Below are 14,800 nucleotides of genomic sequence, written 5' to 3' on the forward strand. Positions count from 1 at the left end.
CGGGGGCGCTCCCCCGGCGCCGCGCCCCCAGCGGCCCAGCACTACCCAGCACGCCCACCGCGTATCCACCCTCTTGACAGCCGCACGTACGGATGATTAGCGCCTCGCGGCGGTAACGAGGGAGTCGTTTCGTCGCAGGACCGGGCCGGCAACGCGGCTGACCTGGCCCGCGGGTGATCAGATCCGGTCGGCGGCGATCAGCAGGTACTGGAAGCTGCCGTTCTTGTACGCGGTCAGAAATGTGTCCTCGATACCGGTGGCCAAAGACGACTTGGCGCGCAGCTCCCAGTACGGAATGGTCGCCGCGGTGAGGTCCACCACGCTGACCGGCACGAGCCGGTGGTTCGCCATCTCCCTGAAATAGGCGGAGCGCGGGTGGATGTCGCAGATGTAGTGGGCGTTGATGGTCGAGACCTCGCGGGAGGGCAGCCCGTAGGTGTCGTTGTAACAGCCGGTGATGGTGACGTACCGGCCGCCGCGCGCGAGGAGACGGGCGTACTCGCCGAACAGCAGCGACAGATCGACGTACATCGTGGACTCGTTGTTCCAGACGCCGCGGAACGAGCCGGACTCGAAGCCGGTGTCGAGCATGTTCCTGAGGTGGAAGCGCACCTTGCCGTCCACACCGCGCTTCTCGGCCTGCCTGGCGGCGAAGGCCACCTGCGTCTCGGAGATGGAGATCCCGTCCACCCGGCAGCCGAACCGCTCGTGGGCGACCAGGCTCCCGCCGCCCCGGCCGCAGCCCGAGTCCAGCAGGCGGTCCTCGGGGGCCACGGCACCGAGGTGGTCGGCGAGGAGTTCGGCCTGTGCGCACTCCAGACGGTGCAGTTCGGCGATGGTACGTACGTCCCGGGTGTCCTCGGGGCCCTCCAGGACGGACCAGTCGACGTCGCCGATGCCGTAGTGGTGGTGGTAGAAGCCGTCGACCTCGCCCAGGCGGAGGTTGACGGGGTTCTTCTCGTGGTTCCAGTAGTCGGCGACCGACTGCTGATAGTCGCTGACCACCGGGGCTGCGGCCGTGCTGCTGCGACGCGTGGTGACGGTCATGCCAAGTGCCTTCTCTCTCACCAGTAGTTGGGCAGGGAGTACCGGTAGGTGTTGGTGTAGTGCCATTCGTGGTTGCCCGAGACCCAGGCGGCCAGACCGGTGGTGTAGCGGGCCAGCAGCGGGTTCCCGGCGGCCAGGACGGCGGCTTCGTCCTCGAAGGCGTGCATGATCTCGTTGTGGATGTCGACGCTCTTCAGATAGGCGTCCTTCAGGCCCCGGCACTCCTCGGCGGCGATCACCACGGGGAGGTTCAGATGCTGCTCGTCGGTGGCCATCTCCTTGGTGAAGGAGTACAGGTCGTTGACGAGGGTGGTGGCGTTGCAGGCCAGCGCGGTGACGCGCTGGACGTCGGGGCGGGAGTAGAGCTGCTCGGGCAGCTCGTAACCGTCGACGCAGTCCACGATGGACAGGCAGGGGCGGAAGTTGTTGAACTGCCGCATCACCAGGTACTGCCACACCGGCGGGGTGGTGTGGGTCTGCGCCCAGGCCCCCTCGGCGAGATACCCCATGTGCAGGCGCGCCATGTCGTGGAGGAACCGCGTGGCCTGGCTGAACGTGGCGATCTCGCGGAAGTCGTGCATCGCACCGGCGTAGGAGCGCAGCGGAGCGTCCGCCCCCAGCCCCCCGATCCACTGCCGCTGGTAGTGGTCCGCGGTGTGCAGGGGGTCCAGGGCGCTCTGCGCGATGACGAGCCGACCGCCCAGGCCGATGGGGGAGCCGCCGTAGTCCTCGCAGTAGCAGTCGTCGACGACGTTCTCCGCGACGAGCAGTTTGCCCGCGACGACGAGGCGCTCCAGGTTGAAGGCGCCCGGGTGTTGCAGGACGACCGCACGGCCGACCTGGAACCCGGCGAAGTCCCCCGCCCACTCGGGGGGGAACAGGGCCAGCTCATGGGCCCAGGCTTCGAGCCGCCGGTCCACCTCGGCGACCTTGGCCGGATCGGCCGGCACCGCGGGCGGGCAGTGCAGGCCCGGAACCGGGGTACCGGGGCGGGGGCGGGCCGCGGGACCGGGGCCAGGCCGGTCGTCGCATGCGGGCGGCGGGAGGAGGGCCCTGGCCGCCGCCGTGCCGATGCCGGTCGGGCCGCCGGGGAGCCACGGCGCCGGGGGCGCGGGCGGCACGGCCGGCCCCGCCGAAGCCATGGCCTCTGCCGACTCCCTCGCCTCCGTCGGCTCCTTCGCCTCTCTTGCCTCCCTCACCTCCCTGGTCTCCGTCGGCGGGGTGGGCAGACTCCGGTCCCCGGGCCCTGCCGGGTCGGTCAGCGGGGCGCTCACCAGGCCCGCCACCTCGGGGGTGACGGGTCCGGCGAGCACCCGGGACAGCAACGACACCGCCTCAGCCCTCCTCTCCTCGCCCGACCGGGAGCTCAGTCACCCGATCGCACCTCGACGTTTTCGAGAATCCCGATCGCGTCCGGCACCAGGGCGGCGGCGGAGTAGTAGGTGCTGACGAGGTAGGAGATGATCGCCTTCTCGTCGATTCCCATGAACCGCACGTTGAGCCCCGGCTCGATCTCGTCGGGCAGGCCGGTCTGGTAGAGGCCGATGACGCCTTCGTTGTCCTCGCCGGTACGCATGGCGATGAACGACGAGGTGTGGTGCTCCGAGATCGGGATCTTGCCGCACGGCAGGATCGGCACGCCCCGCCACGCGGGGATGTGGTGGCCGTCGACCTCGACGCTGCTGGGGGAGATGCCCCGCTTGTTGCACTGCTTGCCGAAGGCCGCGATGGCGCGCGGGTGGGCGAAGATGTACCTGGTCCCGCGGCGCATGCTCAACAGGTCGTCGAGGTCGTCCGGGGTGGGCGGGCCGGAGTGGGCCGGGATGCGCTGGTTGAATTCGGTGTTGTTGAGCAGCCCGAAGTCACGGTTGTTGACCAGCTCCATCTCCTGGCGCTCGCGCAGCGCCTGGACGGTGAGCCGCAACTGCTGCTGCACCTGGTTCATCGGCTGGTTGTAGAGGTCGGCGACCCGGCTGTGCACCTTCAGCACCGTCTGCGCCACGCTCAGCTCGTACTCGCGCGGGCTGAGTTCGTAGTCCACGAACGTGGTCGGCAGGATCGGTTCGCCGTCGTGGCTGGACAGGAAGTCGATCGCGGCTTCCCCGGCCTTGTTGGCCGGCTTCCGCCCGTCGGTGCTGCGCCTGTCGACGTGCGACCGCAGCGACTCGTACTGGTCGGCGACGGCCTTGTACGCACTGTGCGGCATCGACAGGACCGTCGTCCCGGTCATCGCGCGGGCGGTGAACTCCCACTTGCCGTCCGCCCCCGCCAGTACGCTGCCGCCGAAACTGTCCCCGTCCGACAGCCGGCCCACGACGGCTTCGCCCTCGTACTTCGCGGGCCGCACCTTGGCCACCTTGCCGTGCACGATCAGGAAGACCTCATCGGCCTTCCGGCCCTCCTGCACGATGATCTGCCCGGGCTCGAACTCCTTCTGGGCGAACTTCTCGGCCAGCGCGCCCAGCGCCGTCTCGTCCTCGAACCCGCGCAGCAGGGGCAGTTCGCCCAGCTCCTGCGGGATGACGCGAATATCGGACCCGTTCTTCTCGAACGTCACCTTCCCGTCCCCGACCGTGAACGACAGCCGCCGGTTCACCCGGTAGGTGCCGCCGGGCACATTCACCCACGGCAGCTTCCGCAGCAGCCACCGCGAGCTGATCCCCTGCATCTGGGGTTCGGACTTGGTGGTGGTCGCGAGGTTCCGCGCCGCCGCGGTACTGAGGCTGAGCTGCTCCTGCGCTTGATTCCGCGCGTCCGCGGCGTCCGACGGGCACGTCTCGACAGTCATCGACTACCTCTCCCAATCCATGAGACGACTCGCCTTGCTCCAGCAGGGCAGACGTCACCGGGGAGCAGGCGTGATCACGTTCCGCGCATATTGGTAACGCATCGTGACGAGTGGGTGCGGTAGGCGCGCCTGGCATAAGCGGGGGGTGCTGGTCGGAGCGCGGGCACCGGCGAATTGCCTGAGGGCCGTTATCCCGGATCGGGATAACGGCCCTCAGGCAATTCGCCGGTGTTCCGGGGCGTTGTTCAGGGCGCCCGGTACCGCGGTTTAGATGTCGAAGTACAGCTCGAACTCGTGCGGGTGCGGGCGGAGCTGGATCGGGGCGATCTCGGCGGTGCGCTTGTAGTCGATCCAGGTCTCGATGAGGTCGGAGGTGAAGACGCCGCCCTGCTGGAGGTACTCGTTGTCGGCCTCAAGGGCGTCGAGGACGGCCGGGAGGGAGGTCGGGACCTGGGCCACGTTGGCGTGCTCTTCGGGGGCCAGCTCGTAGAGGTCCTTGTCGATCGGCTCGGCGGGCTCGATCTTGTTCTTGACGCCGTCCAGGCCTGCGAGGAGGAGCGCGGAGAAGGCCAGGTAGGGGTTGGAGGACGGGTCCGGGGCGCGGAACTCGACGCGCTTGGCCTTCGGGTTGGAGCCGGTGATCGGGATACGCATCGCGGCGGAACGGTTGCGCTGCGAGTAGACCAGGTTGACCGGGGCCTCGAAGCCGGGGACCAGGCGGTGGTAGGAGTTCACCGTCGGGTTGGTGAAGGCGAGCAGCGACGGGGCGTGCTTGAGGATGCCGCCGATGTAGTAGCGGGCGGTGTCCGAGAGGCCCGCGTAGCCCTGCTCGTCGTAGAAGAGGGGCTCGCCGCCGGACCACAGGGACTGGTGGACGTGCATGCCGGAGCCGTTGTCACCGAAGATCGGCTTGGGCATGAAGGTCGCGGTCTTGCCGTTGCGCCAGGCGACGTTCTTCACGATGTACTTGAAGAGCATCAGGTCGTCGGCGGCGGCGAGCAGCGTGTTGAACTTGTAGTTGATCTCGGCCTGGCCGGCCGTGCCGACCTCGTGGTGCTGGCGCTCGACCTTCAGGCCGGCCGCGTCCAGCTCCAGGGAGATCTCGGCGCGCAGGTCGGCGAAGTGGTCGACCGGGGGAGCCGGGAAGTAGCCGCCCTTGTAGCGGACCTTGTAGCCGCGGTTGTTCACCTCGGAGCCGGTGTTCCAGGCTCCCGCCTCGGAGTCGATCTCGTAGACCGAGCGGTTGGCGGAGGTCTCGAAGCGGACCGAGTCGAAGACGTAGAACTCGGCCTCGGGGCCGAAGAACGCCGTGTCGGCGATGCCGGTGGAGGCGAGGTACGCCTCGGCCTTCTTCGCCACGTTGCGCGGGTCACGGCTGTACTGCTCGCCGGTGATCGGGTCGTGGATGAAGAAGTTGATGTTGAGGGTCTTGTCGCGGCGGAACGGGTCCACGCGGGCGGTGGAGAGGTCCGCGCGCAGGGCCATGTCGGACTCGTGGATGGCCTGGAAACCACGGATCGAGGAGCCGTCGAAGGCCAGCTCCTCGGTCGGGTCGAACGCCTCCGCGGGCACCGTGAAGTGCTGCATGACACCGGGCAGGTCGCAGAAGCGGACGTCGACCATCTTGACGTCCTCGTCCGCGATGAACTTCTTGGCCTCGTCGGCGTTCTGGAACATCCAACTCCTCCTAGCCCGGTCACCGACGGTCGGCGCACGCGGGATTGCTACTCGGAGCGCAGCCGTGTGCGGTGGCGCGCTTGCCCGACCATAGGCAGGCGGGATTTCCCAAGCATGACCCATTTGTTTCGCCGAGGTTAACCGCCGCGCGGCCTGTTTCCGGAGTGGAATTGATCATTCCGCAGGTGGTCGGCGGGTGGTCGGCGGGAGGTCGATGGGCGGTCGGTGGGTGGTCGGCGAGGGGCGGGCGCGGTCGTGAGGGGGTGGGGGGAGAGGTGGATCGGTATACGGGGCGGCCGGTGGCGGAGCCGTTGCGCGGCGGCTGCGGGGCGGAGTGCGGTGACTGTCGGGGGCGCCCCGCGGAGGGGGGAACGTATGCGGTCGCAGTACCGTGGACGGGTGGACAACAGGCAAGCAATCGGATCGTGGATCTCCGGGCCCCGCGCGGCAGCCGAGGACATGGGCGTCGAGTTCGGCTACCGCGGGCAAGGGCTCGGGCTGCCCGAGGAAGGGCCGGGCTCGATCGCGCGCCCGGGCCGGCGCTTCGCCGCCCTCTTCATCGACTGGGCGCTGTGCATGCTCGTCGCGTACGGGCTGCTCAGCGACGGCCGGGCGAACGCGACGAGCAACTGGGCGCTGGCCGTCTTCGCGGTGCTGAGCGTGCTCACGGTCGGCACGGTGGGCTTCACGCCGGGCAAGCGGATCCTGGGCCTGCGCGTCGTCGCCGAGGACGGCGGACGGCTGTCGCTGCCGCGCGTCGTCCTGCGTACGGTCGCGCTGGTCGTGGTCATCCCGGCGGTGATCTGGGACCGCGACGGCCGCGGCCTCCACGACCGCCTGGCCCGCGCGGTGCAGGTACGGATCTGAGCCGAGGCCCGGCGGCTGCCGCGGCGTACGGCTGTGGGCGTCTGGGGCGGTGCGTCGATACGCCCCCGGTGCGTCGCTACGGACGCGGTTCGGCGATGCGGCCCCGCTCCGTCGGTACGGGTGCGGCCCGACGATACGAGCCCGGTGCGACGCTACGGCCCCGTCCCGTCGTGCCGGGCCCCCGCCCCACTCCCACCCCGAAATCCCTAAGGGGCCCGAGACCGCAAAGGTCTCGGGCCCCTCGGCCGTTCCAGTGACGGTCAGCGCATCTTGCCGCCGCCGCCCTTCGGCATCCGCATGCCCTTCGGCATGGGGCCCTTCGGGACCGGCATGTTGCTCATCAGGTCGCCCAGGGCGCGGAGCCGGTCGTTGACGGCCGTCACCTGGGGGCCGGGCAGCGTGCGCGGCAGCTTGAGCAGGGTGGTGCGGATCTTCTTCAGCGGGATCTCGCCCTCGCCGTCACCGACCACGTAGTCGTGGACCGGGGCATCCGCGACGATGCGGGCCATCCGCTTCTTCTCGGCGGCCAGCAGGCCGCGTACGCGGTTCGGATTGCCCTCGCCGACGAGGACGATGCCCGCCTTGCCGACGGCGCGGTGCACGACGTCCTGCTGGCGGTTCATCGCGACCGCCGGGGTGACGGTCCAGCCACGGCCCACGTTGTCCAGTACGGCAGCGGCCGCGCCGGGCTGGCCCTCCATCTGTCCGAAGGCGGCCCGCTCGGCACGCCGGCCGAAGATGATCGCCATCGCGAGGAAGGCCAGGACGAATCCCAGGATGCCCAGGTAGACCGGGTGCCCGAGCACGAAGCCGAGGACGAGGAGAACGCCGAAAACGACGATGCCCACGCCGGCGACGACAAGACCGACCTTGGGGTCGACCCGACGGGTCATCTTGTAGGTCTGGGCGATCTGCTTCAGTCGCCCGGAGTTCGCAGCGCCCTCAGCGCTGTCTGCATTTGCCTTCCTCGCCATGGGGCGCAGTTTACGTGGCGTTCGGGCCCTCGGTCGCCGCGGCCTCCAGTACGTGCTCGGCCTCCCGCCGGTCCCTGGCGCGGCGGCGGTCCTCCAGCACCGATGTCCACGCGTTCCGGCGGGCTGTGCGCTGGCCGCCGCGCATCAGTACGGACTCGACTGCGCGCAGGGCGTCGGTGACCGACGGGATGGGGAGAGCGGCGGTGGCGCGAGCGGGCGCGGCCTGCATGACGGTTTCCCCTTCTGGAGGAATAGTGGATGCGTTGTGTGAAACCATCGTTACGGATCGGTGTTACCAACTGATGACCCGGCGGTCAAACACCGATGAAACCTTGACGCGGCCCGCACCGCCCCTGCCTGGGGTGGTGCGGGCCGCGTCGTCGCAGCATGTGCCGGGACTCACATTCCGACCCAGAGGTCAGCGGTGCCCCATGCGGGCCGGGCGGTCCTGCCCGGCCCCGTCTCAGACGGCCTGGGCCGACTCCTCGACCTGGCGGCGCTCGATCGCCTGCTGGTACAGGCGGCCGGCGCGGTAGGAGGAGCGGACCAGCGGTCCGGACATGACGCCGGCGTAGCCGATCTCCTCGGCCTCCTCCTTCAGCTCCACGAACTCGGCGGGCTTGACCCAGCGCTCGATGGGGTGGTGGCGCACCGACGGGCGCAGGTACTGCGTGATGGTGATCAGCTCGCAGCCCGCGTCGTGCAGGTCCTGGAGCGCCTGGCTTATCTCCGCGCGCTCCTCGCCCATGCCCAGGATGAGGTTCGACTTGGTGACCAGGCCGGCCTCGCGGGCCTTGGTGATGACTTCGAGGGACCGCTCGTAGCGGAAGCCGGGGCGGATGCGCTTGAAGATGCGCGGCACCGTCTCGACGTTGTGCGCGAGCACCTCGGGGCGGGAGGAGAAGACCTCGGCGAGCTGCTCGGGGACCGCGTTGAAGTCGGGGATGAGCAGTTCGACGCCGGTGCCGGGCATCGCGGCGTGGATCTGGCGGACGGTTTCCGCGTACAGCCAGGCGCCGCCGTCCTCCAGGTCGTCGCGCGCGACGCCGGTGATCGTGGCGTACTTCAGACCCATGGTCTGGACGGATTCGGCCACCCGGCGGGGCTCGTCACGGTCCAGTTCCTGCGGCTTGCCCGTGTCGATCTGGCAGAAGTCGCAGCGGCGGGTGCACTGGTCACCGCCGATGAGGAAGGTGGCCTCGCGGTCCTCCCAGCATTCGTAGATGTTGGGACAGCCCGCCTCCTGGCAGACCGTGTGCAGACCTTCCTTCTTGACCAGGCCCTGCAGGTGGTTGTACTCGGGGCCCATTTTCGCCCGGGTCTTGATCCACTCGGGCTTGCGCTCGATGGGGGTCTGGCTGTTCCGGACCTCCAGGCGCAGCATCTTGCGTCCGTCGGGTGCGACAGCGGACACGTCCGGCTCCCTACGACTTCGTTTCTTCGGCGTACACCAGGGTACGCCCGTCAATTCGCACGTCTTTACGTGCAGGCCAACCCCGTATGACAGGGGCGCATTCCTCGCGGTCGGTTTTCCGGCGGCCGCGCAGCGGGTTCCGGCGGCCGACGGGCCGGCTCAGACCGCCCGGGGGAGCAGCTCGGCGTTCTCCAGCACGTCGCGCAGGTGCTTCTCGACGACCGGCAGGACGTCGGGGATGGTGATCTCCCGGCCCAGTTCGTCGGCGAGCGAGGCCACCCCGGCGTCGCGGATGCCACAGGGGACGATCTTGTCGAACGAGGTGGTGTCCGGGTTCACGTTGAGCGAGAAGCCGTGCATCGTGACGCCCTTGGCGACGCGGATGCCGATCGCGGCCAGCTTGCGGTCCTCGCGGCGCTGGCCGGCGTTGGACGGGGCGTATTCCGGGCCGTTCAGCCGCGGGTCGAACTCCTCGTCGGCCGTACGCGGGTCGAAGTCGAGGGACAGGCCGCCCAGGGACGGGCGGTCGGCGACCGGGTCGCCCAGCACCCAGACACCGCTGCGGCCCTCGACCCGGGTGGTCTCCAGGCCGAACTCGGCACAGGTGCGGATCAGGGCCTCTTCGAGACGCCGTACGTGCGCGACGACGTCGACCGGGCGCGGGAGCTTCTGGATCGGGTAGCCGACCAGCTGGCCGGGACCGTGCCAGGTGATCTTGCCGCCGCGGTCGACGTCGATCACCGGGGTGCCGTCGAGGGGGCGCTCGCTGTCCTCCGTACGCCGGCCCGCGGTGTACACGGGCTGGTGCTCCAGCAGCAGGCAGGTGTCCGGGATCTCGTCGGCGAACCGGGCGGCGTGGACCCTGCGCTGCTCCTGCCACGCCTCTTCGTAGTCGACGGCGTGGGCGCCGAAGCCCAGCTGGACAAAGCGCAGCCCCTCGGGTGCGGGGGTGTCCCCCCGAGAGATCGCAGTCACGGCAGCTCCTCTTCGAACTTTGTTGAGTCCTTCGCGCCCACGCCAACTGTACGGCGGGGGCGGACGGTGCCCGCAGGCGCCCGGGGCGGGGGGCCGGTGCGCGGGCGCGCGGAGGTGCTCCGGGAGCCCCGGGGGGTGCTCCGGGGGTCACCCGTGCGGGGCCCGGCCGAGACGGCTTGCGCAAGCGCGGAGGACAGTACGAGCCCTGCTCACACGATCGGATGAACGCAGGGCGAAGGCGGCGAGAAAGCCGCTCGCGGCCGTTACATTCACGCCGTTCCACGAGGGCAGGGAGCAGCGCCGGTCAGGGTCCGCCGAACCCGGGCAGCTCGGCCCGGAAGGCAGGAGACCGGTAAAGCTGATGACGGACCGACCCACCCAGCGCACGCCCAACCGACAGCTCGCCGCGCTCATCGCGGAGGCGGGATTCTCCAACGCCGGGCTGGCCCGCCGGGTCGACCAGCTCGGCCTGGAGCACGGGCTCGACCTCCGCTACGACAAGACGTCGGTCACGCGCTGGCTGCGCGGGCAGCAGCCCAGAGGCACCACGCCCGCCCTGATCGCCGAGGTCTTCACGCGCAGACTGGGGCGCCGGCTGTCGGCCCAGGACCTCGGCCTGGACGCCTGCGCGCCGGTGTACGCCGGGCTCGAATTCGCGGCCACGCCGAGCGAGGCGGTGGACATCGTCAGCGGCCTGTGGCGCAAGGACTCCGGCAGCCACGCCGAGCTGCGGAAGATCGCCTTCACCCCGGCCGGGCTGGTGGTGCCCAGCCGGGACTGGCTGATCGGGCGGGCCGACGAGCGGGTCGCGCACGGTGACGCGGCGGAGCCCGCGGGCCGGCTGCCCGCGCCGGGCCGGATGCAGGTGTCGGTGCCCCGGCAGCGGCAGACGGAGCGTCCGGGACATGAGCGCCCGGGCCACGAACGGCCCGGTCACGAGCGTCCCGGCCCAGCAGAGCGGGCCGGGCGCGCGGAGCGTCCCGAGCGCGCGGAGCGCTCGGACCGGGCGCACGCCTACCGGGTGAGCGCCGGGGACATCAAGGCGCTCCGGTCGGTCGGCGAGCTGTTCCGGGCGCTGGACCACGCCTACGGCGGCGGGCACGCGCGCCAGGCCCTGGTGCGCTACCTGGAGCACGAGGTCGAGCCGATGCTGCGGGGCACGTACGGCGAGGCGGCCGGCCGGCGGCTGTTCGCGGCCGCCGCCGACCTGACGCGGCTGGCCGGCTGGACGTCGTACGACATCGCCGCGCACGGCCTGGCCCAGCGGTACTTCGTCCAGGCACTGCGGCTGGCGCAGGCCGCCGGGGACCGCGCGTACGGCGCGTACGTCCTGGTGACCATGAGCCGGCAGGCCGTCTACCTGGGGCACGGCCGGGAGGCCGTCCAGCTGGCGCGGGTGGCCCAGCAGGGAGTCGGCAGCAACGCGCCGCCCGTCGTGCAGGCGCTGCTGCACGCGGCGGAGGCGCGCGGGCACGGCGTACTGACCGAGGTACGGGCGTGCACGGCCTCCCTCGCGCGGGCGGAACGGGCGCTGGAGACGGCGCGCCCCGGGGACGACACGCCGTACTGGGCGCGCTTCTTCGACGAGGCGCAGCTCGCCGACGAGCTGGCGCACTGCCACCGCGACCTCCAGCAGTTCCGGGCGGCGGCGCAGCACGCGGAGCGCTCGCTCCAGCTGCGCGGCGCCGGGTTCGCGCGCAGCCGCCTGTTCTGCCGGGTGGTGCTGGCGACGGCGCGGCTGGGTCTGGGCGAGCTGGAGCAGGCGTGCGCGCTGGGCGCGGAGGCGGCGCTCCAGGCGTCCGAGATGCGGTCCGTACGGGCGCATGAGTACGTCCGCGAGTTCGAGCGCCGGCTGGAGCCGTACCGGGACGCGGCGGCGGTACGGGGGTACCGCGACCGGGTGGCGGCGATGAAGGCGTGACGGGCTGAAGGTGTGACGGGCCGACGGCCGGTGGGCGGATGGCCGGTGGGCGGATGGCCGGTGGGCGGACGGTGGGCGGGCGCCGGTACACAGGCCCCGCCCACCGTCCGCCCGCCCGTCCGTGCGTCAGGCGTCTGCCCGTCAGGCCGCCGCCGAGAGTTCGCAGGGTTCGTGGAACGGGGGCAGGCGCAGGTCGTCGAGGGCGGCGCGGGCGGCCCGGCGGCCGGAGCGCAGGGCGCCCTGGACGGTGCCGGTGTCCCGGTGGTCGCCGCACACGTACAGCCCGGCCAGCAGCCGGACGGCGCGGTGCGGATCGTCCGGTACGGGCATGGCCGGGACCGCCTCCGGGTCGTGGTGGACGGCCAGCAGCTCCCAGGCGTCGGTGGAGGTGCCGTAGATCCGGTCGAGTTGGGGGCGGACCGTCTTGTCCAGCGCGCGGGCGGGCAGGGTGGCCGGGGCGCCCAGCACGGTCGTGGTGACCAGGGCGCGGCCCGCCGGGGCGCGGGACGGGTCGGCCTCGCTCGCGACGAAGGTGTGCGCGACCGGGCCTTCGGAGGGCAGGAAGACCACCGGCTCGCGGGCCGGGGGACTGTCAGTGGTGTGGTGCACGATGGACACCGGGTGGAAATCGGGGACCCGCAGCCCCGGGAGCAGTCCTGCCGCATCGCGCGCGCCGGTGGCCACGAGCGCGGCACGGCAGGGGAATTGCCCGTGGGCGGCGGTGCCGACGCTGGTGGTCGAGACCGAGACGGCGCGTACGGAGGTGCGTACGGTGCCGGGGGGAAGGGAGGCGGCGAGGAGTTCGGGCAGGGCCGAGGCGCCGCCGGCGGGCAGACACAGCCGCCCGCGGGCGAAGGAGCGCAGGGCCAGGGCGGCGTTGCGGCTGGAGCCGGTCAGTCCGGGATCGCACAGGAGGGCGGACAGCAGGGGGCGGAGGAATCCGTCGGGGATGTACGGCGGGAAGACCGGGCGGGCCGCCAATGCCTGGGCGGTGGAACGGTCGGCGCGTCGCTCGGCGCGCGACAGGGCGCGCGCTGCCGAAAGTGCGCCCCTTGTGCTCCGGGGGGCACCGACACGCTGGTTCCGCTGTCCGTTGTGGAGACACAGTCCGGGAGCGAAGTGACGCAGGACCAGGCCGCTGAGGCCGGGGGTGGTGCGGAGTTCGGGGTACGAGGTGACGAGTAGTTGGCCGGTGCGGTCCAGCCGGAAGCCGTCCAGGTGATCGGTGGTGGTCCGGCCGCCGACGTACGGTGCGGCCTCCAGCACGGTGACCGTGGCTCCCGCGCTGGTCAGATGGTGGGCGGCGGCGAGACCGGCGAGGCCGGCCCCGACGATGACGACGTCCACGGTCGATGCGGTGCGCAGCACGTGCCCTCCCGAGGTCGGTCCCGGTGCCGGCGCTACGGGGCTCCTGCCCCGTACCGGCGCGCGGGATGCCGAGTTCGTGAGGTTGGAACCCTAAGAACGGGCCCGCGGCCGGAGGGATCGCGCGTAGACCGCGCACGGATGCACGGTGCGGCACGCAGTGCCGCGGACCGCCGTCCGTGGGAGGCGCGGAACCGCGGTCGCCCACGGCGGCGGGTGAGGTGGCACGGAGTGCGGTGCTGCTCGGAGGTGGGAGGGCGCGGGGGTACGGTCGCCCGCGCCGCCTCACCCCCCGAGCGCGGCCCGGATCGCCTCGTCCACCTTCGGGTGGGCGAAGGTGAAGCCGGAGTTCAGGAGGGCCCGGGGGATGACGCGCTGGCTGGCCAGGACGTTGTCGGCGAACTCGCCCAGGGCGAGCCGCAGGGTCGGGGCCGGTACGGGGAAGGGGGTGGGGCGGCGCAGGACGCGGCCCATCGCGGCGGTGACCTCGCGGTTGGTGACCGGTTCGGGCGCGGTGAGGTTGACCGGCCCGCTCAGACCGTCGGTGTCGATCAGGTGCCGGAGCGCGGCGATGTGGTCGTGCAGGGAGATGAAGCTCCAGTACTGGCCGCCGTCGCCCAGGCGGCCGCCCAGCCCCAGCTTGAAGAGGGGGAACAGCCGTCCCCAGGCGCCGCCCTGACGCCCCACGACCAGTCCGGTGCGCGCGCAGACCGTGCGGATCCCGGCATCGACGGCCGGTGCGGCGGCCTCCTCCCAGTCCACGCAGACCCGGGCCAGGAAGTCGTCGCCGGGTGGCGCGGACTCGTCCGTCCGCCGGTCGCCGGTGTCGCCGTAGAAGCCGATGGCGCTGCCGCAGACGAAGACCCGCGGCGGGGTGTCCAGGGCGGCGATGGCCTCGGCGAGCGCCGCCGTGCCCAGGACGCGGCTGTCCCGGATCTCGCGCTTGTACGCGTCGCTCCAGCGGTGGTCGCCGACGCCCGCGCCCGCGAGGTGCACCACGGCGTCGCAGCCCGCGAGCCCGGCGGCGTCCACGGTCTGCCGCTTGGGGTCCCAGCGCACCTCGTCGGCGGCGCGCGGCGCATGCCGCACGAGCCGGACGATCTCGTGCCCGCCAGTGCCCGTACCTGTGCTGGTTCCGGTGCTGTTCGACGGCCGGTCGGGGCTCCCCGCGCGCAGGGAGCGGACGAGTGCCGTACCGATGAGACCGGCCGAGCCGGTGATCGCGATCCGCATGGCAGCCATACTGCCCCCGACGACGGACACATGACACAGTGGCACGCATGTCCGAATCGTTCGTACGTACCGCCGTCCTGGCCGATGAGGAGCCGCTCGCGCTGCTGGACCGCCGTACGTGGTCCACGCTGCACGCGGTGACGCCCCGGCCGCAGCACCCGTACGACCGGTTCTTCGACGACCGGCACCGCCCCGAGGACCTGCTCGTGGCGGAGATCGCGGGCCGGCTGGCCGGCTACATCCGGGTGGTGCCGCCGACGCCGCTGCCCTGCAACGCCCACGTACGGCAGATCCAGGGCCTGGCCGTGGACACCTGGGCGCGCGGCCGGGGTGTCGCCCGGACCCTGCTGGACGCGGCCTGCGCGCGGGCGCTGGACGAGGGGGCCCGCCGCGTCACCCTGCGCGTCCTCGGGCACAACGCCCCGGCCCGCCGGCTCTACGAGTCGGCGGGTTTCCTGGTGGAGGGCGTGCTGCCGGAGGAGTTCCTGCTGGAGGGCACGTACGTGGACGACGTGATGATGGGCAAGGTGCTGGTCTGA

The 14,800-nt window shown here is 71.6% G+C and carries 13 protein-coding genes; 3 read left to right on the forward strand and 10 right to left on the reverse strand.

All coding sequences use genetic code 11. The annotated features are described in order from the left end of the window. Positions 1 to 177: 177 nt before the first annotated feature. From IH45_RS0109430 to glnA, 4 genes are all read right to left on the reverse strand, one after another. Positions 178 to 1,047: a geranyl diphosphate 2-C-methyltransferase gene (locus IH45_RS0109430; RefSeq protein WP_030664375.1), complete on the reverse strand. Its 870-nt coding sequence runs from the start codon at positions 1,045 to 1,047 to the stop codon at positions 178 to 180. 17 nt (positions 1,048 to 1,064) lie between these two features. Next, a complete protein-coding gene (locus IH45_RS0109435; protein ID WP_063762962.1) occupies positions 1,065 to 2,189 on the reverse strand; it encodes a family 2 encapsulin nanocompartment cargo protein terpene cyclase in 1,125 nt (374 codons plus the stop codon). Between the two features lie 224 nt (positions 2,190 to 2,413). Beyond that, the gene (locus tag IH45_RS0109440) at positions 2,414 to 3,835 is read right to left on the reverse strand and encodes a family 2B encapsulin nanocompartment shell protein (protein ID WP_030664382.1); all 1,422 of its coding nucleotides are present in this window, start codon (positions 3,833 to 3,835) and stop codon (positions 2,414 to 2,416) included. A 267-nt stretch (positions 3,836 to 4,102) separates the two neighbouring features. After that, on the reverse strand, positions 4,103 to 5,512 hold the full coding sequence (glnA, locus tag IH45_RS0109445; protein ID WP_030664385.1) for a type I glutamate--ammonia ligase: 1,410 nt from the start codon (positions 5,510 to 5,512) through the stop codon (positions 4,103 to 4,105). Between the two features lie 399 nt (positions 5,513 to 5,911). Here glnA and IH45_RS0109450 point away from each other — a divergent pair, with 399 nt between their 5' ends. Continuing rightward, a complete protein-coding gene (locus IH45_RS0109450; RefSeq protein ID WP_032917099.1) occupies positions 5,912 to 6,379 on the forward strand; it encodes an RDD family protein in 468 nt (155 codons plus the stop codon). A 260-nt stretch (positions 6,380 to 6,639) separates the two neighbouring features. Here IH45_RS0109450 and IH45_RS0109455 read toward each other — a convergent pair whose 3' ends face one another. The 4 genes from IH45_RS0109455 to lipB form a co-directional block, all read right to left on the reverse strand. Beyond that, entirely contained in the window at positions 6,640 to 7,353 is a 714-nt protein-coding gene (locus tag IH45_RS0109455) for a DUF4191 domain-containing protein (RefSeq protein ID WP_030664388.1), read from the reverse strand. A 10-nt stretch (positions 7,354 to 7,363) separates the two neighbouring features. Beyond that, on the reverse strand, positions 7,364 to 7,582 hold the full coding sequence (locus IH45_RS0109460) for an SCO2195 family GlnR-regulated protein (RefSeq protein WP_030664390.1): 219 nt from the start codon (positions 7,580 to 7,582) through the stop codon (positions 7,364 to 7,366). A 234-nt stretch (positions 7,583 to 7,816) separates the two neighbouring features. Next, positions 7,817 to 8,767, reverse strand: a complete 951-nt coding sequence (gene lipA, locus IH45_RS0109465) for a lipoyl synthase (protein WP_003983438.1) — start codon at positions 8,765 to 8,767, stop codon at positions 7,817 to 7,819. Positions 8,768 to 8,926: 159 nt separating this feature from the next. Further along, positions 8,927 to 9,742, reverse strand: coding sequence for a lipoyl(octanoyl) transferase LipB (lipB, locus tag IH45_RS0109470; protein ID WP_050514687.1), 816 nt, complete (start codon positions 9,740 to 9,742; stop codon positions 8,927 to 8,929). A 361-nt stretch (positions 9,743 to 10,103) separates the two neighbouring features. On the opposite strand from lipB, the gene IH45_RS0109475 reads away from it, so the two are divergent. Beyond that, positions 10,104 to 11,663, forward strand: a complete 1,560-nt coding sequence (locus IH45_RS0109475; RefSeq protein ID WP_030664394.1) for a hypothetical protein — start codon at positions 10,104 to 10,106, stop codon at positions 11,661 to 11,663. Positions 11,664 to 11,804: 141 nt separating this feature from the next. On the opposite strand, the gene IH45_RS0109480 is transcribed toward IH45_RS0109475, so the two are convergent. Further along, positions 11,805 to 13,031, reverse strand: coding sequence for an FAD-dependent oxidoreductase (locus IH45_RS0109480; RefSeq protein ID WP_030664396.1), 1,227 nt, complete (start codon positions 13,029 to 13,031; stop codon positions 11,805 to 11,807). A 282-nt stretch (positions 13,032 to 13,313) separates the two neighbouring features. Beyond that, positions 13,314 to 14,270, reverse strand: coding sequence for a TIGR01777 family oxidoreductase (locus IH45_RS0109485; RefSeq protein ID WP_030664398.1), 957 nt, complete (start codon positions 14,268 to 14,270; stop codon positions 13,314 to 13,316). Positions 14,271 to 14,308: 38 nt separating this feature from the next. Between IH45_RS0109485 and IH45_RS0109490 the strand changes: the two genes are divergently transcribed. Continuing rightward, positions 14,309 to 14,800 (forward strand): GNAT family N-acetyltransferase, encoded by a 492-nt coding sequence (locus tag IH45_RS0109490; RefSeq protein ID WP_030664400.1) that lies wholly within the window; start codon positions 14,309 to 14,311, stop codon positions 14,798 to 14,800.

The organism is Streptomyces rimosus subsp. rimosus (assembly GCF_000720725.1).
GTDB lineage: Bacteria > Actinomycetota > Actinomycetes > Streptomycetales > Streptomycetaceae > Streptomyces > Streptomyces rimosus_A.

Bases quoted from the DNA above. Each gene is read 5' to 3' on its own strand.
- IH45_RS0109430 (WP_030664375.1), bottom strand. From the start codon at position 1,047: ATGACCGTCACCACGCGTCGCAGCAGCACGGCCGCAGCCCCGGTGGTC.
- IH45_RS0109435 (WP_063762962.1), bottom strand. From the start codon at position 2,189: ATGGCTTCGGCGGGGCCGGCCGTGCCGCCCGCGCCCCCGGCGCCGTGG.
- IH45_RS0109440 (WP_030664382.1), bottom strand. From the start codon at position 3,835: ATGACTGTCGAGACGTGCCCGTCGGACGCCGCGGACGCGCGGAATCAA.
- glnA (WP_030664385.1), bottom strand. From the start codon at position 5,512: ATGTTCCAGAACGCCGACGAGGCCAAGAAGTTCATCGCGGACGAGGAC.
- IH45_RS0109455 (WP_030664388.1), bottom strand. From the start codon at position 7,353: ATGGCGAGGAAGGCAAATGCAGACAGCGCTGAGGGCGCTGCGAACTCC.
- IH45_RS0109460 (WP_030664390.1), bottom strand. From the start codon at position 7,582: ATGCAGGCCGCGCCCGCTCGCGCCACCGCCGCTCTCCCCATCCCGTCG.
- IH45_RS0109475 (WP_030664394.1), top strand. From the start codon at position 10,104: ATGACGGACCGACCCACCCAGCGCACGCCCAACCGACAGCTCGCCGCG.
- IH45_RS0109485 (WP_030664398.1), bottom strand. From the start codon at position 14,270: ATGGCTGCCATGCGGATCGCGATCACCGGCTCGGCCGGTCTCATCGGT.
- IH45_RS0109490 (WP_030664400.1), top strand. From the start codon at position 14,309: ATGTCCGAATCGTTCGTACGTACCGCCGTCCTGGCCGATGAGGAGCCG.